General features: G+C 71.1%; 3 protein-coding genes and 1 pseudogene. All 4 read left to right on the top strand.

Features of this window, described 5'->3' with window-relative positions; translation table 11 throughout:
• Positions 1-21 precede the first annotated feature (21 nt).
• Positions 22-99 (top strand): annotated as a pseudogene (locus tag MOV08_RS44395) (polyketide synthase docking domain-containing protein); the annotation flags it as partial.
• Positions 100-126: 27 nt separating this feature from the next.
• A complete protein-coding gene (locus tag MOV08_RS16410; RefSeq protein WP_476718408.1) occupies positions 127-11,166 on the top strand; it encodes a type I polyketide synthase in 11,040 nt (3,679 codons plus the stop codon).
• A complete protein-coding gene (locus MOV08_RS16405) occupies positions 11,166-16,019 on the top strand; it encodes a type I polyketide synthase (RefSeq protein WP_275307872.1) in 4,854 nt (1,617 codons plus the stop codon). Before MOV08_RS16410 ends, MOV08_RS16405 begins: the two co-directional genes overlap by 1 nt.
• Positions 16,019-21,532, top strand: coding sequence for a type I polyketide synthase (locus MOV08_RS16400; protein ID WP_275307871.1), 5,514 nt, complete (start codon positions 16,019-16,021; stop codon positions 21,530-21,532). The genes MOV08_RS16405 and MOV08_RS16400 overlap by 1 nt, the downstream gene beginning before the upstream one ends.
• Positions 21,533-21,574 lie beyond the last annotated feature (42 nt).

The raw sequence follows: 21,574 nt of genomic DNA, 5'->3' as shown, positions 1-21,574 counted from the left end.
GCCGCAAGGAGCTGACGCCAGATGTCGAACGAGGAGAAGCTTCTCGATTACCTCAGGCGTGCCACCGTCGACCTCGGCGAGGCCCGCCGGCGAGTCCAGGAGCTTGAGGCGGGGGAACAGGAACCCATCGCGATCATCGGCATGAGCTGCCGCTACCCGGGAGGCGTGAACTCCCCGGAAGACCTGTGGCAGCTGGTGGCCGACGGTGGCGACGCGATCTCGCCGTTCCCGACCGACCGCGGTTGGGACCTGGCCGCGCTCTACGACCCGGACCCGGACCACACCGGCACCAGCTACGTCCGGGAGAGCGGTTTCCTGCACGACGCGGCCGAGTTCGACCCGGCGCTCTTCGGGATCTCGCCGCGTGAGGCGCTGGCGATGGACCCGCAGCAGCGGCTGCTGCTGGAGACCTCCTGGGAGGCGTTCGAGCGGGCCGGTATCGCGCCGACCGCGCTGTCCGGCAGCCGGACGGGTGTGTTCGCCGGACTGATGTACCACGACTACGCGACCCGGCTGCACGAAGTACCCGACGGTGTCGAGGGCTACCTCGGCACGGGCAACTCGGGCAGTGTCGTCTCCGGACGCATCGCCTACACCTTCGGTCTGGAAGGTCCCGCGGTCACCATCGACACGGCGTGCTCGTCGTCCCTGGTGGCCCTGCACCTGGCCGCGCAGTCACTGCGCAAGGGCGAGTGCACACTGGCGTTGGCCGGTGGCGTCACCGTGATGTCCACCCCGGCCGCGTTCGTGGAGTTCAGCAGGCAGCGCGGACTGGCCGGGGACGGACGCTGCAAGTCGTTCGCCGGCGCGGCGGACGGCACCGCATGGTCCGAGGGCGCGGGGATGCTGCTGGTGGAGCGGTTGTCCGACGCGCAGCGCAACGGGCATCCGGTGCTGGCCGTGGTGCGCGGCACCGCGGTCAACCAGGACGGTGCGAGCAGCGGCCTGACCGCGCCCAACGGCCCCGCGCAGCAGCGCGTCATCCGCCAGGCACTGGACAGCGCCGGGTTGACGCCCCAGCAGGTGGACGCCGTGGAGGCGCACGGCACCGGCACCACCCTCGGCGACCCGATCGAGGCGCAGGCGATCCTGGCCACCTACGGCCAGGATCGTGAACGGCCCTTGTGGCTCGGGTCGTTCAAGTCCAACATCGGGCACTCCCAGGCCGCGGCCGGCGTCGGCGGCGTGGTGAAGATGGTCATGGCGATGCGGCACGGTGTGCTGCCGAAGACGCTGCACGTGGACGAGCCGACGCCCAAGGTCGACTGGTCGGCCGGTGCCGTCTCTCTGCTGACCGAGCAGATCGAGTGGCCGCAGACCGGCGAACCGCGGCGTGCCGGCGTTTCGTCGTTCGGAGTCAGCGGCACCAACGCGCATGTCGTACTGGAGCAGCCGCCCGCTGCCGAGCCGGAGTCGGAACCGAAGCCGGAGCTGAAGTCGGAGCCGAAGTCGGATTCGCAGTCGAGGCCGGTCACCGGCGTCGTGCCCTTGGTGCTGTCCGGCGCGACCGAGCAGGCGCTGCGCGCGCAGGCCGCCCGCCTGCTGTCCTACGTGGACTCGACGCCCGACCTGCGCCCGACGGACGTGGGCTTCTCACTGGCGACCGGCCGGGTCGCGCTCGAACACCGGGGCGCATTGGTTGCCGCCGACCTGGACTCCCTCCGCGCCGGCCTGGAGGCCCTGGCGACCGGTGACGCAAACGGCGCCGTACGGGGCAGCGCAACGGCAGATGACCGTGCGGTGTTCGTCTTCCCTGGTCAGGGTTCGCAGTGGGTGGGCATGGCGGTGGAGCTTTTGGACTCCTCGCCGGTGTTCGCGGAGTCGATGCGGGCGTGCGCGCAGGCCCTTGCGCCGCATGTCGAGTGGTCCCTGTTGGATGTGCTCGCTGACGCTGAGGCGTTGGAGCGGGTTGATGTTGTTCAGCCTGTGCTGTTTGCGGTGATGGTGTCGCTGGCGGCGTTGTGGCGTTCGTACGGTGTTGAGCCGGCCGCTGTGGTGGGTCATTCGCAGGGTGAGATTGCTGCTGCGTGTGTGGCGGGTGCGTTGTCGCTGGAGGATGCTGCGCGGGTTGTTGCGTTGCGGAGTAAGGCGCTGCTGGCCCTGTCCGGTCGGGGCGGCATGGTGTCCGTCTCGCTGCCGGTTGATGAGGTCGCCGAGCGTCTTGAGCGTTGGGACGGTCGGATCTCCGTCGCTGCGGTGAATGGCCCGGGTTCGATCGTGGTCTCCGGTGACGTTGACGCGCTGGACGAGCTCCTGGCCGACTGTGAGGAGTCCGGGGTCCGGGCTCGCCGTATCCCGGTGGACTACGCGTCCCACTCGGCGCATGTGGAGGAGATCCGCGACGAGCTCCTGACGATCCTGGCCGACATCACCCCGCGCCCCTCGCAGGTGCCGTTCTACTCCACGGTGACGGTGGAGCGGATCGACACCAGCGTGCTGGATGCCGAGTACTGGTACCGCAACCTGCGGCAGACGGTTCGGTTCGAGGAGACCGTGCAACTGCTCGCCGAGCAGGGACACCGCCTCTTCGTCGAGTCCAGCGCACACCCCGTGCTCACGCTGGGTGTGCAGGAGACGTCCGAGCAGGTGACTGCGATCGGCTCCCTGCGGCGTGACGAGGGCGGCCTGGACCGGTTCCTGCTGTCGCTGGCCGAAGCCCACGTGCAGGGCGTGAGCGTCGACTGGCAGACCGTGTTCCCCGGCGCCCGCCGCGTGGACGACCTGCCCACCTACGCCTTCCAGCGCCAGCGCTACTGGCTCGACGCGGGCAGTCCGGCAGGGGCGGTGGATTCGGTCGATGCCGAGTTCTGGCGCGCGGTGGAGCGCGAAGACCTGGAGCGTGTGACGGACACGCTGAACGTGGACGGCGCTGACCCGCTGAGCAAGGTGCTGCCCGCGATGTCCGCATGGCGGCGTGCCCGCGCCGAGGAGTCCACGGTGAACTCCTGGCGTTACGGCGTCGCATGGCATGCGATCGGCGAGACCACCGCCGCGCGCCTGTCCGGGAACTGGCTCGTGGTGCGGCCCGCCGGGCGCACCGACGAGTGGACGACCGCCACCGTCGCGGCGCTGACCGCGCACGGCGCGCACGTGGTCGAGGCCGAGGTGACCGACGTCGACCGGGAGGCCCTGCGGGCCGCTCTGCCGTCCGACATCGAGCTGTCCGGTGTGCTGTCCCTGCTCGGTCCGGCCGATGAGGCGCACCCGCTGCACCCCGCGCTGTCCGTCGGTGTGGCCGGAACGGTCGCGCTGGTGCAGGCCCTGGGGGATGCCGGGATCGACGCGCCCTTGTGGTGCGTCACCCGGGGCGCGGTGTCCGTGGGCGGCTCCGACCAGGTGTTCAACCCGGCGCAGGCACAGGTCTGGGGGCTCGGCCGGGTCGCGGCCCTGGAGCACCCGGAACGCTGGGGCGGACTGGTGGACCTGCCCGAGGCCCTCGACGACCGGGCGGCGACCCGACTGGTCGGCGTGCTGGCCGGTGCGGGTGACGAGGACCAGCTCGCGGTGCGTTCCGCCGGTGTGTTCGTGCGGCGGCTCCAGCCGGCTCCGGTAGCGGAGCGCGGCCTTCGCAAGTGGCGGCCGTCCGGCACCGTGCTGGTGACCGGCGGTACCGAACCGCTGGGTGCCAGGGTTGCGCTGTGGCTCGCCCAACAGGGCGCGGAACACCTGCTGTTGACCAGCCCCGACCCGCGGGACACCGCCGACCTGGAGGCCGAGCTGGCCGAACTGGGCGCGAAGGTCACCGTCGCCGTCTGCGACGTGACCGACCGGGACGCGGTCGCACGGCTGCTGGCCTCGGTGCCCGCCGAGCATCAGCTCACCGCCGTGGCACACTCCTCTCCCGCCGCCGAGATGTCCGCGCTGGCCGAGACCGAACTCGGCGACTTCGCCCAGGTGTTGTCCTCTCGGGTCTCCGGCGCCGCGCACCTCGACGAACTTCTCGACTACGACTCTCTCGACGTCGTTGTCTACTTCTCCTCGGTCGCCGGTGTCTGGGGCAGCGGCCGCCAGAGCGCCTACGCGGCGGGCAACGCGTTCCTGGACGCACTGGCCGAGCGGCGCAGGGCCACCGGTGCGCGGGCCCTTTCGGTGGCCTGGAGCCCGTGGCAGGGCTCGGAGACCGCCGCCGACGCGGACGGTGCGGAGTTCCTGCGCAAGCGTGGCGTGCGGGCGATGGCGCCCGACCTGGCGCTCACCGTGCTCCAGCAGGTCCTCGATCACAACGAGCCGTTCGTGGCGGTCGCGGACGTGGACTGGGACCGGTTCCTGCCGGGGTTCACGGCGCTGCGGCCGAGCCCGCTGTTCGCCGAGCTGCCCGACGTGAAGCGCATCCTGGCCGCGGCGGAACAGGGCAAGGACGAGCAGTCGACGACCGCTTCCGAACTGGTGCGCAGTCTGTCCGGACTGGCCGAGCCGGAGCAGCAGCGGATCGTGCTCGACCTGGTGCGCGACCACTTGGCGGCGGTCCTCGACCACGCCAGCACGGACGCCGTGGCGGTCGAGCGCGCCTTCCGTGAGCTGGGCTTCGACTCGCTGACCGCGGTGGACCTGCGCAACCGGCTCAACACGGCCACCGGACTCAAGCTGCCCGCCACGCTGGTCTTCGACTACCCGACCCCGGTGGCGCTCGCCGAGTTCCTGCGCGCCGAACTGGTCGGTTCGGACCGTGCGGTCGCCGCGGTGGCGACCGTCGCGCCGGTGGACGACGAGCCGATCGCGATCGTGGGCATGGGCTGCCGCTTCCCCGGCGACGTGCGCACACCGGAGGAACTGTGGCAGCTGGTCGAGGGCGGCCACGACGCGGTGACCGGGTTGCCGGAGAACCGCGGCTGGGACATCGACGCGTTCTACGACCCCACCCGCCAGCGGTCCGGTTCCTCCTACGTCCGCCACGGCGGATTCCTGCACGACGCGGACGAGTTCGACCCGGCGTTCTTCGGGATCTCGCCGCGTGAGGCGTTGGCGATGGACCCGCAGCACCGGCTGCTGCTCGAAACCTCCTGGGAGGCGTTCGAACGGGCCGGAATCGACCCGGCGTTGGTGCGCGGCAAGCAGGTCGGCGTGTTCGCGGGTACCAACGGCCAGCACTACATGCCGCTGCTGCAGAGCGACCAGGACACCTTTGACGGCTATCTGGCGACCGGTAACGGTGCGAGTGTGCTGTCGGGCAGGGTTTCGTACACGTTCGGCCTCGAAGGACCGGCGGTGACGGTGGACACGGCGTGTTCCTCGTCGCTGGTCGCGCTTCACCTGGCGGCGCAGGCGCTGCGGCAGGGCGAGTGCGAACTGGCGTTGGCCGGCGGCGTGACGGTGATGTCCACCCCGGACATGTTCTTCGAGTTCAGCCGCCAGAACGGCCTGTCCGAGGACGGTCGGTCCAGGGCCTTCGCCGCCGGGGCGTCAGGCTTCGGCCTCGCCGAGGGCGCGGGCATGCTGGCGCTGGAGCGGTTGTCCGACGCACGTCGCAACGGGCATCCGGTGTTGGCGGTGCTGCGGGGTTCCGCGGTGAACCAGGACGGTGCGTCCAACGGTCTGACGGCGCCGAACGGTCCGTCGCAGCAGCGGGTGATCCGCCAGGCGCTGGCCAACGCGGGCCTTGGCACGTCGGACGTCGATGTGGTGGAGGCGCACGGCACCGGCACGACGCTGGGTGACCCGATCGAGGCCCAGGCACTGCTGGCCACCTACGGTCAGGGTCGCGAACGGGCGTTGTGGTTGGGGTCGTTGAAGTCGAACATCGGGCACACGCAGGCCGCCGCTGGTGTGGCCGGTGTGATGAAGATGGTGTTGGCGATGCGGCACGGTGTGCTGCCGAAGACGCTGCACGTGGACGAGCCGACCCCTGAGGTGGACTGGTCCGCGGGCGCGGTGTCGTTGCTGACGGAACAGGTGGAGTGGCCGCAGACGGGCGCGCCGCGGCGGGCCGCGGTGTCGTCGTTCGGGATCAGCGGCACGAATGCGCATGTGATTCTGGAGGAGGCGCCGCCGCAGGTTGAGGCGGAGCCGGTTGCGGCGTCGGCTGGTGCGGCGCCGGTGGGTGTGGTGCCGGGTGTGGTGCCGTGGGTGGTCTCGGGCAAGACCGAGGCCGCGCTGCGTGCGCAGGCATCCCGCCTGCTGTCGTACGTGGATGCCACGCCTGGTTTGAACCCGGCGGAAGCGGGCCTCTCACTGGCGGCCGGGCGCGCAGCCTTCGAGCATCGCGCTGCGGTGGTCGGGGCCGACCTGGCTGCCTTCCGCTCCGGACTCGCCGCGCTCGCGGACGCCGGTTCCGCTCCCCATCTGGTGCAGGGCGTCGCGGGCGGCCGCAAGGTCGTGTTCGTCTTCCCCGGTCAGGGTTCGCAGTGGGTGGGCATGGCCGCGGAGCTCTTGGACTCCTCACCGGTGTTCGCGGACTCGATGCGGGCATGCGCGCAGGCCCTTGCCCCGCACATCGAGTGGTCCCTGCTGGACGTACTCGCCGACGCTGAGGCGTTGGAGCGGGTTGATGTTGTTCAGCCCGTGCTGTTCGCGGTGATGGTCTCCCTGGCCGCGTTGTGGCGTTCGTACGGCGTCGAGCCGGCCGCCGTCGTCGGCCATTCGCAGGGTGAGATTGCTGCCGCGTGCGTGGCGGGTGCGCTTTCGCTGGATGATGCTGCGCGGGTTGTGGCGTTGCGGAGTAAGGCGCTGCTGGCCCTGTCCGGTCGCGGCGGCATGGTGTCCGTCTCGCTGCCGGTTGATGAGGTCGCCGAGCGTCTTGAGCGGTGGGACGGTCGGATCTCTATCGCCGCCGTCAACGGTCCGGGCTCGATTGTCGTCTCCGGCGACGTCGATGCGCTCGACGAACTCCTCGTTGACTGTGAGGAGTCCGGGGTCCGGGCTCGCCGTATCCCGGTGGACTACGCGTCGCATTCGGCGCATGTGGAGGAGATCCGCGAGGAGCTCCTGAGCATCCTGGCGGGCATCAGTCCCCGTCCGTCGCAGGTGCCGTTCTACTCCACGGTGACGGTGGAGCGGATCGACACCAGCGTGCTGGATGCCGAGTACTGGTATCGCAACCTGCGGCAGACGGTCCGGTTCGAGGAGACCGTGCAGCTGCTCGCCGAGCACGGCCACCGCCTCTTCGTTGAGTCCAGCGCACACCCGGTACTGGCGATGGGCATCCAGGAAACGTCCGAGCAGATCGTGGCCCTCGGGTCCCTGCGCCGCGACGAAGGCGGCCTGGACCGGTTCCTGCTGTCCCTGGCCGAAGCCCACGTGCACGGTGCGACCGTCGACTGGCAGACCGTGTTCCCCGACGCTCGCCGCGTGGACGACCTGCCCACCTACGCCTTCCAGCGCCAGCGCTACTGGCCGGAAGCGGTTGCGGGCCGGATGGGCGACCTCTCCGCCGTTGGTCTCGACTCCGCGGATCACCCGCTGCTGGGTGCCGCTGTCCCGCTGGCGGAGGCGGATGGCTTCCTGTTCGCGGGGCGCTTGTCGCTCGCCACCCACCCGTGGCTGGCCGATCACACCGTGATGGGCTCGGTGCTGTTGCCCGGTACGGCTTTCGTCGAGCTTGCGATCCGCGCCGGGGACCAGGTCGGCTGTGGCCACCTGGAAGAACTCACCTTGGAAGCGCCGCTGGTCTTGCCCGAGCGCGGTGGTGTCCATCTGCAACTGGTGATCGACGCGGCGGACGACTCCGGTCGCCGGGCGCTGCACCTGCACTCCCGCCAGGGTGACGACGGTCCGTGGACGCGGCACGCCACCGGCACGCTGAACGCCGACCAGGGCACCGTGGCCCCCGAAGACGGCAGCTGGCCCCCCGCCGGGGCGGTCGCCGTCGACCTGTCCGGACGCTACGAGTACCTGGCCGCACAGGGCTATGACTACGGCCCGACGTTCCAGGGTCTGCGTGCGGCCTGGCGGCGCGGTGACGAGGTCTTCGCCGAAGTCGCTCTGGCGCCGGAGCAGCAGGACGGCGCGGCCCGGTTCGGGCTGCATCCCGCCCTGCTGGACGCCGCGGTTCAGGCGGTCGGTCTCGGTGACTTCCTGCCGAACGCCGAGCACGGCTACCTTCCGTTCGCCTGGAGCGGGGTGCATCTGCACGCGGCTGGTGCCGCCGCGTTGCGGGTGAAGGTGTCCCGGGCCGGCCAGGACGCGGTGGCGCTCGCGGTCGCCGACAGCAGCGGCGAACCGGTGGCGTCGGTGGCGTCACTGGTGCTGCGTCCGGTGACCGAGGAGCAGTTGGCAGTGGCCGATGCCGCTACGCACGACTCGCTGTTCCGGTTGGACTGGTCGGACATCCCGGTCGCGGAGAACCCGGCTGTCCCGGCGAGCCCGGCGAACCCTGAGGCAGGGCACGGCCGTTGGGCGTTGATCGGTGCGGACGAGCTCAAGCTTCAGGCCGAGCTGGCCACCTCGGGTGTCGAACTCGACGCCTACCCGGACCTGGCCGTCCTCGGCGCAGCGGATGCCGTGCCGGAGCTGGTGTTCGTGACCTTCCCGCCGAACCACGGCGCCGGTCTGTCGCCCGCTGAGGTGCACGGGGCCACGGGTGCCGCGCTGGGGATCGTCCAGGCGTGGTTGGCGGACGAGCGGTTCGCGGAGTCGCGGTTGGTGCTGGTCACCAGGGGTGCCGTCGCCGCCGGAGAGTCGCAGGACGTGTCGGACCTCGTGCATGCCCCGCTGTGGGGCCTGGTCCGGTCCGCGCAGCTGGAGAATCCGGACCGGTTGGTGGCGCTGGACCTGGACGAGCACGACGCCTCGTACCAGGTGGTTGCTGCGGCGCTGGCGACCGGCGAACCCCAACTGGCCGTCCGCGAGGGCGTGGTGTCCGCGCCGCGCCTGGTGCGGGTCACCGGCGACGGTTCGCTGGTGCCGCCGAACAGCCCGGCATGGCGGCTGGACATCGCGGAGAAGGGCACCCTGGAGAACCTGGCCCTCACCGAGTGCACGGCCGACACCGAACCACTGGCCGAGGGCCAGGTGCGGATCGAGGTGCGGGCCGCGGGCCTGAACTTCCGCGATGTGCTGATCGCCCTCGGCATGTACCCGGACGAGGCCCTGATGGGCAGCGAGGGCGCGGGCGTTGTGCTGGAGGTCGGGCCGGGAGTGACCGGTCTCGCCCCCGGCGACACAGTGATGGGCCTGCTCTCCGGCGCGTTCGGCCGGGTCAGCGTGACCGATCACCGACTGGTCACCAGGATGCCGTCGGGGTGGTCGTTCACGCAGGCGGCCTCGGTGCCGGTGGTGTTCCTCACCGCCTACTACGCGCTCAAGGACCTCGCCGGGTTGCGCGCGGGTGAGTCGGTGCTGATCCATGCCGCCGCGGGTGGTGTGGGTATGGCCGCGGTGCAGCTCGCGCGGCATTGGGGTGCCGAGGTCTTCGGGACCGCGAGCCCCGGCAAGTGGGACGTGCTGCGCTCGCTGGGCTTCGATGACGCGCACATCGCGTCGTCGCGCACCCTCGACTTCGAGGAGAGCTTCCGCAGTGCCACGGACGGCCAGGGCGTAGACGTCGTACTGGACTCCCTGGCCCGGGAGTTCGTGGACGCCTCGCTGCGGCTGCTGCCGAGGGGCGGCCGGTTCGTGGAGATGGGCAAGACCGATGTCCGGGACGCCGAGCAGGTCGCTGACTCGCACCCCGGCGTGACCTATCGCGCGTTCGACCTGATGGACGCCGGGCCCGACCGCATCGCCGAGATGTTGGGTGAGTTGGTGGGGTTGTTCGGTCGTGGTGTGTTGCGGCCGTTGCCGGTGCGGGGTTGGGATGTGCGGCGTGCTCCGGAGGCGTTGCGTTTCTTGAGTCAGGCGCGGCATGTGGGCAAGTTGGTGTTGACGGTGCCGCGTGGGGTGGATCCGGAGGGGACTGCGCTGGTCACGGGTGCTACTGGTGTGTTGGGTGGGTTGGTGGCCCGGCATCTGGTGGTGGAGCATGGTGTGCGTCGGTTGGTGTTGGTGGGCCGGCGGGGTGTGGAGGCTCCGGGGGCTGCGGAGTTGGTTGCGGAGCTGACGGGGTTGGGTGCGTCGGTGTCGGTGGCGGCGTGTGATGCGGCTGATCGTGATGAGTTGGCTGGGGTGTTGGCGGGGGTTTCGCGGGAGCATCCGTTGACTGCGGTGGTGCATGCGGCGGGTGTGTTGGATGACGGTGTGGTGGGGTCGTTGTCTGCGGAGCGGTTGGCTGCGGTGTTGCGGCCGAAGGTGGATGCGGCGTGGAATTTGCATGAGTTGACGGCTGGTCTTGATCTGTCGTTGTTTGTGTTGTTCTCGTCGGTGTCGGGGACGTTGGGTGGTGCGGGGCAGGCGAATTACGCGGCGGCGAATGTGTTTCTTGATGGGTTGGCTGCGCATCGTCGTGCGTTGGGTTTGTCGGGTGTGTCGTTGGCGTGGGGGTTGTGGGCTCGTTCCAGTGGGATGACGGGGCATCTTGGGGATGTCGATGTGCAGCGGATGACGCGGGTTGGTGTGGGTGCGTTGTCGGTTGACGAGGGTCTGGCGTTGTTCGACGCGGCGATCGGACGGCCCGAGGCCACCGTCGTACCGATGCGCCTGGACACCCGAACCCTGCGCGCCGCGGATGTGCCGCCGTCGCTGCGAGGTCTCGCCCGCGGTCCGGTCCGGCGGATGGTCGAGGCCGGCGCCACCGCCTCGCACGGCCCGTCGCTGGCACAGCGGCTGGCCGAGACGCCGGAGGCGGATCGCGGTCGGGTCCTGCTCGACCTGGTACGGACCCATGTCGCGACCGTGCTCGGACACGCCTCCGGAGCCGCGATCGAGCCAGGACGGGCCTTCCAGGAGGTCGGATTCGACTCGCTGACCGCCGTCGAACTGCGCAACCGCCTCAACGCGGCCACCGGCCTGCGCCTGCCACCGACGCTGGTCTTCGACTACCCGACCCCGACCGCGCTCGCCGAACTCCTGCGCGCCGAGCTCCTGGGCGACGAGGCCGCTGACGGCAGCTCGTTGCTGACCGAGCTGGAACGCCTGGAGGCGACGCTCGCCGCGCTCGTGCCGGACGACATGAGCGCCATCGCACCGGACGAACAGGCACGCGCCGACATCACCGCGCGCCTGAAGTCCCTGCTGTCCCAATGGGACGACGTGCGGGGCGATGTGGACGGCCGAGGGGTCGCGGAACAGATCGAGTCCGCGTCCGATGACGAGATCTTCGACCTGATCGACAGCAAGTGGGGACGTGAGTTGTGATGGCGAGCGAAGAGAAGCTTCGGGCGTACCTCAAGCGCGTGGTGACCGACCTGGACGACGCCACCGAGCGGCTGCGCCAGGTCAAGGAGAAGGAGCACGAGCCGATCGCGGTGGTCGGCATGGCGTGCCGCTTCCCCGGCGGGGTCGCCTCGCCGGAGGACCTCTGGCAGCTGGTCTCCTCCGGCGGCGACGCGCTCTCGGCCTTCCCGACCGACCGCGGCTGGGACCTCGGCGCCCTGCACGCCGAGGACGCCGAGCGCGGGACCTCGTACACCAAGGAAGGTGGGTTCCTCTACGACGCGGGCGAGTTCGATCCGGCGTTCTTCGGGATCTCGCCGCGTGAGGCGCTGGCGATGGACCCCCAGCAGCGGTTGCTGCTGGAAACCTCCTGGGAGGCGTTCGAACGGGCCGGGATCGACCCGGGCTCCCTGCGCGGCAGCCAGGTCGGTGTCTTCGCCGGCGCCTGGTACTCCGGCTACGTCGAGGGCATCCGGCGATCCGACCAGAACCTCGACGGGTTCCTGCTCACCGGCGGCGCGAGCAGCTTCGTGTCCGGGCGGATCGCCTACGTGCTCGGCTTCGAAGGCCCCAGCTTCACCGTGGACACCGCGTGTTCCTCGTCGCTGGTCGCGCTCCACCTGGCGGCCCAGTCACTGCGCAAGGGCGAGTGCACACTCGCACTGAGCGGTGGCGTCACCGTCATGTCGGGCCCGGACACCTTCATCGAGTTCAGCCGCCAGGGCGGGGTGGCCGCGGACGGCCGCTGCAAGGCGTTCTCGGCCGCCGCGGACGGGTTCGGCCCCTCCGAGGGCGCCGGCATGCTCGTCCTGGAGCGGCTGTCGGACGCCCGCCGGAACGGGCATCCGGTGCTGGCCGTGCTGCGTGGATCGGCGGTGAACTCCGACGGCGCGAGCAACGGGCTGACGGCCCCCAACGGCCCGTCGCAGGTCCGGGTGATCCGGGCGGCGCTGGCGAACGCGCGACTCTCGGCACGCCAGGTCGACGTGGTCGAGGCGCACGGCACCGGTACCAGTCTCGGTGACCCGATCGAGGCCCAGGCGCTGCTGGCCACCTACGGTCAGGATCGCGAACGGGCGTTGTGGCTGGGGTCGTTGAAGTCGAACATCGGGCACACGCAGGCCGCCGCTGGTGTGGCCGGTGTGATGAAGATGGTGTTGGCGATGCGGCACGGTGTGTTGCCGAAGACGCTGCACGTGGACGAGCCGACGCCCAAGGTGGACTGGTCGGCCGGTGCCGTCTCTCTGCTGACGGAGCAGGTGGAGTGGCCGCGGACGGATGCGCCGCGGCGGGCCGCGGTGTCGTCGTTCGGAATGAGCGGCACGAACGCCCATGTGATCCTGGAGGAGGCACCGCCGGTTGAGGCGCAGGCCGTTGCCGCGCCGACGCCGGGTGTGGTGCCGGGTGTGGTGCCGTGGGTGGTCTCGGGCAAGACCGAGGCGGCTTTGCGTGCGCAGGCGGCCCGGTTGCTGTCGTACGTGGACTCGATGCCCGAGCTGGACCCGGTGGATGTGGGCTTGTCGCTCGCTGCAGGGCGTGCTGCCTTCGAGCATCGTGCTGCGGTGGTCGGTGCTGACCTGGCTGCGTTCCGTGGCGGCCTGGCTGCGCTGGCGGATGCGACTGCGGCGCCTGGTGTGGTGCAGGGCACTGTGGCGGGTGACCGTGCGGTGTTCGTCTTCCCTGGTCAGGGTTCGCAGTGGGTGGGCATGGCCGCGGAGCTTCTGGACTCCTCGCCGGTGTTCGCGGACTCGATGCGGGCGTGCGCGCAGGCTCTTGCCCCGCACATCGAGTGGTCCCTGTTGGATGTGCTCGGCGACGCTGAGGCGTTGGAGCGGGTTGATGTTGTTCAGCCTGTGCTGTTCGCGGTGATGGTCTCCCTGGCGGCGTTGTGGCGTTCGTACGGTGTCGAGCCGGCCGCTGTCGTTGGCCATTCGCAGGGTGAGATCGCCGCGGCATGCGTGGCGGGTGCGTTGTCGCTGGAGGATGCCGCGCGGGTTGTTGCGCTGCGGAGTAAGGCGCTGCTGGCCCTGTCCGGTCGGGGCGGGATGGTGTCCGTCTCCCTCCCCGCAGACGAGGTCGCCGAACGCCTTCAGCGTTGGGACGGTCGGATCTCCATCGCCGCCGTCAACGGTCCGGGTTCGATTGTCGTCTCCGGCGATGTTGATGCGCTGGATGAACTCCTCGGTGACTGTGAGGAGTCCGGTGTCCGGGCTCGCCGTATCCCGGTGGATTACGCGTCGCATTCGGCGCATGTGGAGGAGATCCGCGACGAGCTCCTGACGATCCTCGCGGACATCAGCCCGCGTCCGTCGCAGGTGCCGTTCTACTCGACGGTGACGGTGGAGCGGATCGACACCAGCGTGCTGGATGCCGAGTACTGGTACCGCAACCTGCGGCAGACGGTCCGGTTCGAGGAGACCGTGCAGCTGCTCGCCGAGCACGGCCACCGCCTCTTCGTGGAGTCCAGTGCGCATCCGGTGCTGGCGATGGGCATCCAGGAGACGTCCGAGCAGATCGTGGCCCTGGGCTCCCTGCGCCGCGACGAAGGCGGCCTGGACCGGTTCCTGCTCTCGCTGGCCGAAGCCCACGTGCACGGGGCGACCGTCGACTGGACGGCCGTCTTCACCGGCGCCCGCCGCGTGGACGACCTGCCCACGTACGCCTTCCAGCGCCAGCGCTACTGGCTGGAAGCCGGCTATCCGGGACAGGCTGACCCGTTGGACGACGAGTTCTGGGCGGCCGTCGAGCGTGCGGACGTACCGGAGCTGGCGGCTGCGCTGCGGGTTGACGCGGATGCTCCGCTCAGTGCGGTGCTGCCCGCCATGTCCGCCTGGCGCCAGACCCGTCGCGAGAAGAACACGGTGGACTCGTGGCGCTACCGGATCGACTGGAAGCGGGTTGCCAACCCCTCGGCACCGAAGCTTTCCGGTACGTGGCTGGTGGTGACGACCGGCGAGCGGACCGAGACGTTCGACGCGCTCACGGCGCATGGGGCGGAGCTCGTCCACCTGGAGCTCGATCCGGGCTCGGCGGACCGGGCGACGCTCGCCGCACGGCTGCGTGAGCTGGCGGCCGATGCCCAGATCGACGGGGTGTTCTCCTTCCTCGGGCAGACCGGCGTCGCGCATCCGGCGCATCCGGTGTTGCCCGCCCATGTCGCCGCCACGGTGGCTCTGGTGCAGGCGCTCGGTGATGCGGAGGTGTCCGCGCCGCTGTGGATCGGCACCCGGGGCGCGGTTGCCACCGCGTCGGGCGAGGAGGTCGACTCGGAACAGGCCCAAATCTGGGGCCTCGGGCGGGTGTTCGGCCTGGAGCACCCGGAACGCTGGGGCGGCTTGGTCGACCTGCCCGAGGTGCACGATGAGCGGACGGCGACCGTTCTGGCCGGGGTGCTGGCCGGGCTCGACGACGAGGACCAGGTGGCGGTTCGCCCCGCGGGCGTATTCGCGCGTCGCCTGGCACACGCGCCGCTCGGCACCGCGTCCGCGCCGGACTGGCAGCCGCGCGGCACGGTGCTGGTCACCGGCGGCACCGGCGCGCTGGGCGCGCACGTCGCCAGGTGGCTTGCCGGAGCCGGCGCGGAGCGACTGGTGCTGACCAGCCGCCGTGGCCTGGACGCGCCCGGTGCGGTCGAGCTGCGCGACGAACTGGCCGCGCTCGGCCCCGAGGTGCTCGTCGAGGCGTGCGACGTCGCGGACCGGTCGTCGGTGGCGGCGTTGGTGGAGCGACTGACCGCACAGGGCGAACCGATCCGCGCGGTGGTGCACGCCGCCGGTGTCGGCGACGGAGCGCCGCTGGCGGGCACCACGACGGCCGAGTTCGCCGATGTGCTCGCCGCGAAGGTCGGCGGTGCGCTGCACCTGGACGCCCTGCTGGACAACGATGCCTTGGACGCCTTCGTGCTGTTCTCGTCGAACGCGGGGGTCTGGGGCAGCGGCGGGTTGGCCGCCTACGCCGCGGCCAACGCGTTCCTGGACGGGTTCGCACAGCAGCGCCGCGGCCGTGGCCTGCCCGCCACGTCGGTGGCCTGGGGCCTGTGGGCCGGTGCGGGCATGGCCGAGGGGACCAACGAGGAGTTCCTCCTCCGCCGCGGCCTGCGGGCGATGGCGCCGGAACTGGCGATCGCGGCACTGCGCCAGGCGGTCGGCCAGGCGGAACCGTTCGTCGCCGTGGCCGATGTGGACTGGGCACGGTTCGTGCCCGGCTTCACGGCGGCGCGTCGTCGTCCGCTGATCGAGGACCTGCCCGAGGTCCGGGACGCGGCCGGAGCGGAGACCGAGGGCACGGACGCCGGCGCGGCACTGCGGGAGCGACTGGCGGGGCTGCCGGACAGCGAGCAGGCCCGGACCCTCCTGGAGCTGGTGCGGGGCCAGGTCGCCGCTGTGCTCGGCCACTCCTCGGCGGACACGGTGGAGGCCACCAGGGCGTTCCGCGAGCTGGGCTTCGACTCGCTGACCGCGGTGGAACTACGGAACCGGCTGAACGCCGCGACCGGGCTGAAGTTGCCCCCCACGCTGGTGTTCGACCATCCGACGCCCACCGCGCTGGTGGAGCGCCTGCGCGCCGAACTGGCGCCGGAGGGCGACTCCGAGCCGACGCTCGATCCGGAAGAGGCCCGTATCCGGCAGGCGCTCGCCGCGGTTCCGCTGGCCGAACTGCGCGCGGCGGGTCTGCTGGACGCACTCCTGGAACTCGCCGGGGCATCCGACGCCGCAGAGGCCGCGGAGAGCTCGGACAGCCGGGAACGGCTCGACTCGATCGACTCGATGGACCATGACGACCTGTTGCGGATGGCGCTGGGTGAAGCCGAATCCGCCGAACCGTGGAGCTCATGATGGCTGCCTCCAATGAGAAGGTGTTCGAGGCGCTGCGAGCCTCACTGAAGGAGACCGAACGGCTCCGGCAACAACACCGGCAACTCACCGCCGCTGCGCGGGAGCCGATCGCGATCGTGGGCATGGCCTGCCGGTATCCGGGTGACGTGGAGTCGCCGGAGGACCTGTGGCGGCTGGTCGACGAGGGCCGGGACGCGGTCGTCGGACTGCCCGAGGACCGCGGCTGGGACATCGAGGGGCTGTACCACCCGGACCCGGACCACCCCGGCACGTCGTATGCGCGTGAGGGCGGCTTCGTCGCCGACGCCGCCGAATTCGACGCCGAGTTCTTCGGGATCTCGCCGCGTGAGGCGCTGGCGATGGACCCGCAGCAGCGGCTGCTGCTGGAGGCGTCCTGGGAGGTCTTCGAGCGGGCGGACATCGACCTGGCTTCGGTGCGCGGCAGTCGCACCGGGGTGTTCGTCGGCGCGTCGTACCAGGGCTACGGGCCGGGGGCACGGCAGGCGCCGGAGGGCACCGAAGGCTACGTGCTGACCGGCAACGCCTCCGCTGTCCTTTCCGGGCGGGTGGCCTACACCCTCGGCCTGGAGGGTCCCGCGGTCACGTTGGACACCGCGTGTTCGTCGTCCCTGGTCGCCCTGCACCTCGCGTGCCAGGTGCTGCGCCAGCAGGAATGCACCCTGGCGCTGGTCGGCGGGGCCGCGGTCATGGCCAACCCCGGTGCCTTCATCGAGTTCAGCCGTCAGCGCGGGCTCGCGCCGGACGGTCGGTGCAAGTCGTTCGCGGAGGCGGCGGACGGCACCGGCTGGGGCGAGGGCGTCGGTGTGCTGCTGTTGGAGCGGCTCTCCGACGCCCGCCGCAACGGACACCGGGTGCTCGCCCTCGTCCGTGGTTCGGCGATCAACCAGGATGGTGCGAGCAACGGCCTCTCCGCGCCGAGTGGCCCTGCCCAGCAGCGGGTGATCCGCCAGGCACTGACCAACGCGCGGCTGACCCCGTCGGACGTGGACGCGGTGGAGGCGCACGGCACCGGCACCCGGCTCGGTGACCCGATCGAGGCGCAGGCACTGCTGGCCACGTACGGCCAGGACCGCGAACAACCGCTGCTGCTCGGCTCGCTGAAGTCGAACATCGGGCACACCCAGGCCGCATCCGGTGTGGCAGGTGTGATCAAGATGGTGCAGTCCATGCGGCACGGTGTGTTGCCGAAGACCCTGCATGTGGACGCGCCGTCGTCGAATGTCGACTGGACCGCCGGTGCGGTGTCGCTGCTGACGGAGCGGGTTGACTGGCCCGACGCGGGACGGCCGCGTCGGGCTGCCGTGTCGTCGTTCGGGGTCAGCGGCACCAATGCGCATGTGATCTTGGAGCAGGCCCCCGCCGAGGACCAGGACCAGGACGACAACCAGGCCGACAACCAGGACGAGGTTGCTGGCGAGGCGCCTGCCGTTGCCGGTGGTGTGGTGCCGTGGACGGTGTCGGGCAAGTCCCAGTCGGCGCTGCGTGCGCAGGCGGCGCGCTTGCTCTCGTTCGTGGATGCCAGGCCCGGGCTGAACCCGGTCGATGTGGCGTTCTCGTTGGCGACGACGCGTACCGCGCTGGGGCATCGTGCGGTGCTCGTCGGCGCGGGTCGGGACGACTTCCGCAGTGGGCTTGCCGCGTTGGCTTCGGGTGCTTCGGCGTCCGGGGTGGTGCGTGGTGTGGTGTCCGAGGGCCGGTTGGCGTTCTTGTTCAGTGGTCAGGGTTCGCAGCGGGTCGGGATGGGGCGTGAGTTGTATGAGTCCTTTCCGGTGTTTGCGGCGGCGTTGGACGAGGTGTGCGGGCGTTTCGACGCCGATCTCGAACGTCCGCTGAAGGATGTGCTGTTCGGCGAGGGTGAGGGGGCCTTGCTGGATCAGACGGCGTACACGCAGCCTGCGCTGTTTGCTGTTGAGGTGGCGTTGTTCCGGTTGGTGGAGTCGTGGGGTGTCAAGCCCGACTTCGTGGCGGGGCATTCGATCGGTGAGTTGGCGGCGGCGCATGTTGCGGGCGCGTTGTCGTTGGAGGACGCCTGCACGCTGGTGGCGGCTCGTGGTCGTCTGATGCAGGAGTTGCCGTCGGGTGGTGCGATGGTGGCGGTCCAGGCGCCGGAGGGCGAGGTCGCGCCGCTGCTGGTCGAGGGTGTGAGCGTCGCCGCGGTCAACGGTCCGACGTCGGTTGTCGTCGCCGGTGACGAGGACGCGGTTCTGGAGATCGCTGCCGGTTTTGAGCGGCAGGGCCGTAAGACCAAGCGGCTCGCGGTGAGCCACGCGTTCCATTCGCCGCACATGGACGGCATGTTGGAGGAGTTCCGCAAGGTCGCGGAGGGGCTGGCTTACGCGGCTCCGCGCATTCCGATCGTGTCCAATCTGACCGGTGCGGTGGTTACCGGCGAGGAGATCGGCACCGCGGACTTCTGGGTCCGGCACGTCCGTCAGTGCGTCCGCTTCCGTGACGGGATACGGGCGCTGGAAGACGCGGGTGTGACGACGTACGTCGAGCTCGGCCCGGACGGCACGCTGACCGCTCTCGCCCAGGACTGCGTCAGCGAGCCGGACGGTAAGGCGTTCGTCCCCGTCCTGCGCGACGGTCGCCCGGAGGCCGAAGCCCTCACCACGGCGGTCGGTCGTGCGTATGCGCGTGGTGTGTCGGTGGACTGGTCGCGGGCGCTGGGGAACGGCCGTCGGGTGGATCTGCCGACGTATGCCTTCCAGCGGGAGCGGTATTGGTTGGACTCGGGTGTGGATGTGGCGGATGTGGCGTCGGCGGGTTTGGTGTCGGCGGAGCATCCGTTGTTGGGTGCGGCGGTTGAGTTGCCTGAGGGGTTGGTGTTCACCGGGCGGTTGGCGGTGTCCTCCCATGGGTGGTTGGCCGATCACGTCGTGATGGGTTCGGTGTTGTTGCCGGGTACCGCGTTTGTGGAGTTGGCGGTGCATGCCGGTGTGCGGGTCGGTTGTGGTCTGTTGGAGGAGCTGACCCTTGAGGCGCCGTTGATCCTGCCGGAGCGGGGCGGTGTCCAGCTGCGCGTCACCGTCGGCGAACCGGACCAGACGGGGGCGCGCCCGGTACGGGTGCACTCCCGACCCGCACGCGGCGAGGACCAGCCGTGGACCCGGCACGCCAGCGGGACGCTGACCGCGGCCGCGCCGGCGCCGACCAGCGGACTCGGCGGCGTGTGGCCGCCGGCGGAGTCGGTGGCGGTGGACGTCGATGGCTACTACCAGCGCCTGGTGGAGTCCGGTTACGGCTATGGGCCGGCGTTCCAGGGCCTGCGCGCGGCCTGGCGGTGCGGCGACGAGGTGTTCGCCGAGGTCGCCCTGCCGCAGGCCAACCAGGCCGACGCGGCCCGGTTCGGGCTGCACCCCGCGCTGCTCGACGCCGCACTGCACGCGGTCGGCAAGGGCGACTTCTTCGCCGACTCCGGCCCGGTCCGGCTGCCGTTCGCGTGGCGTGGCGTGGCGCTGCACGGCCATGGTGCGGGTGCGTTGCGGGTACGGATCTCACCTGCCGGGCAGGACGCGGTGTCGGTACTGGTGGCCGACGGCACCGGTGCGCCGGTGGCATCGATCGAGTCGCTGGTGCTGCGCCCGTTGTCCGTGGAACAGCTCAACAGCGCCAAGGCCGCGCACCACGACGCGCTCTTCCGGGTGGACTGGTCCGAGCTCCGGACCGGACCGGCCACCGCCCGGGTGGCACTGCTCGACGCCACCGAGGACCTCGCCGCCGGACTGCGGGACGGCGGCTGCGCGGTGCAGGTGGGTGACGACCTGGCCGCTCTCGCCGCGACCGACGTTCCGGAACTGGTGCTGGTCACGGCCGGCGGGACGGCGGGGCCGCCGCACGGCGACGCGGTGCGCGCCGCCACGCACCGGGCGCTGGAACTGGTCCAACGGTGGCTCGCCGACGAGCGGTTCGGCGCGTCACGGCTGGTTCTGATGACCCGAGGCGCGGTCGCCACGGGCGCGGACGACGAACTGTCGGACCTGGCCGGCGCCGCCGTGTGGGGTCTGATCCGCTCGGCGCAGTCCGAGCACCCGGACCGCTTCGTGCTGGTCGACACCGACGGCCGAGCCGTCTCCCACCAGGCCCTCGGGGCCGCGCTGGCCACCGGAGAACCGCAGCTCGCGGTGCGCAAGGGAGCCGTGCTCGGGGCCAGGCTGGCCAGGGTCGGGCAGCCGGTGCAGGACGCGGCGCCGAAGCTGGACCCGGCCGGTACGGCGCTGGTCACCGGCGCCACCGGCACCCTCGGCCGACTGGTCTCCCGGCACCTGGTCACCGCATACGGCGTCCGGCGGCTGCTGCTGACCAGCCGCCGTGGCGAAGCCGCCCCCGGTGCCAAGGAACTCGTCGTAGAACTGGCCGAGTTGGGCGCCGAGGCGCGGGTGGCGGCCTGTGACGTGGCCGATCGGGACGCCTTGGCCGCACTGCTGGCCGAGGTGCCCGCTGAGCATCCGCTCACCGCGGTGGTGCACACCGCGGGCGTGCTCGACGACGGCGTTCTCGAAGGACTGACGCCGGAGCGGATCGACACCGTGCTGCGGCCCAAGGTGGACGCCGCGCTCAACCTGCACGAGCTGACGGGCGACACGGACCTGGCGATGTTCGCGCTGTTCTCGTCGGCCGCGGCCACCATGGGCAGCGCCGGCCAGGCCAATTACGCGGCGGCCAACGCCTTCCTGGACGCGCTCGCACGCCACCGCGCCGACCAGGGGCGCCCCGCGGTTTCGCTGGCCTGGGGCCTTTGGGCGCAGGCCGGCGGCATGGCAGGCGACCTCGGCGACACCGACCTGACCAGGATGCAGCGGTCCGGGGTCGGCGGACTGACCCCGGAGCTGGGCCTGGCGTTGTTCGACGCGGCGCACACCCTGGCCGAGCCTGCGGTGGTGCCGATCAGCCTGGACATCGACGCGGTCCGCGCGCCGGTCCCCGCGCTGCTGCGCGGCCTGATCCGCGGCGCGACACGGCCGGCGGCCGTCGCGACCGAAGGCCCCTCGCTCCGGGAACGGCTGGCCGGGCTGACCGTGGCGGAGCGGGAGGCGGTGCTGCTCGACGTGGTCCGGGCACACGCCGCCACCGTGCTCGGCCACGCGAGTGCCCAGGCCGTCGAGGAGGACAAGACCTTCGGCGACCTGGGATTCGACTCGCTGACCGCGGTGGAACTGCGCAACGGGCTCACCGCGGCCACCGGACTGCGACTGCCGGCCACGCTGATCTTCGACTATCCGACCCCGGCCGCCCTGGCCGACTACCTGCTCACTGAACTACCCGTGGAGAACACGCAGTTGGCGGTGTTCGGGGACCTCGACCGGCTGGAGGTCGCGCTGTCCGCGATCACCGCCGAGGACACCCGCACACAGCTCGCCGGACGGTTGCGGAAGCTGCTCGCGCAGGTGGACACCCCCCGGGCGGACGGCCCGGCGGCGGTCGACAACCTCGACGAGGCGACTGACGACGAGCTCTACGCCCTGCTGGACGGTGATCTCGGTGCGTCCTGAGCAAGCCCCCCAAACCACCGTGGATTTCCGGACGCCCCAAGG

Source organism: Streptomyces yunnanensis (genome assembly GCF_029011865.1).
Classification (GTDB): Bacteria; Actinomycetota; Actinomycetes; order Streptomycetales; family Streptomycetaceae; genus Streptomyces; species Streptomyces yunnanensis.
This window is presented reverse-complemented; position numbering and strand designations above follow the sequence as displayed.

Excerpts from the sequence above, each read along its gene's own strand:
- MOV08_RS16405 (WP_275307872.1), top strand. The coding sequence starts at position 11,166 with ATGGCGAGCGAAGAGAAGCTTCGGGCGTACCTCAAGCGCGTGGTGACC.
- MOV08_RS16400 (WP_275307871.1), top strand. The coding sequence starts at position 16,019 with ATGGCTGCCTCCAATGAGAAGGTGTTCGAGGCGCTGCGAGCCTCACTG.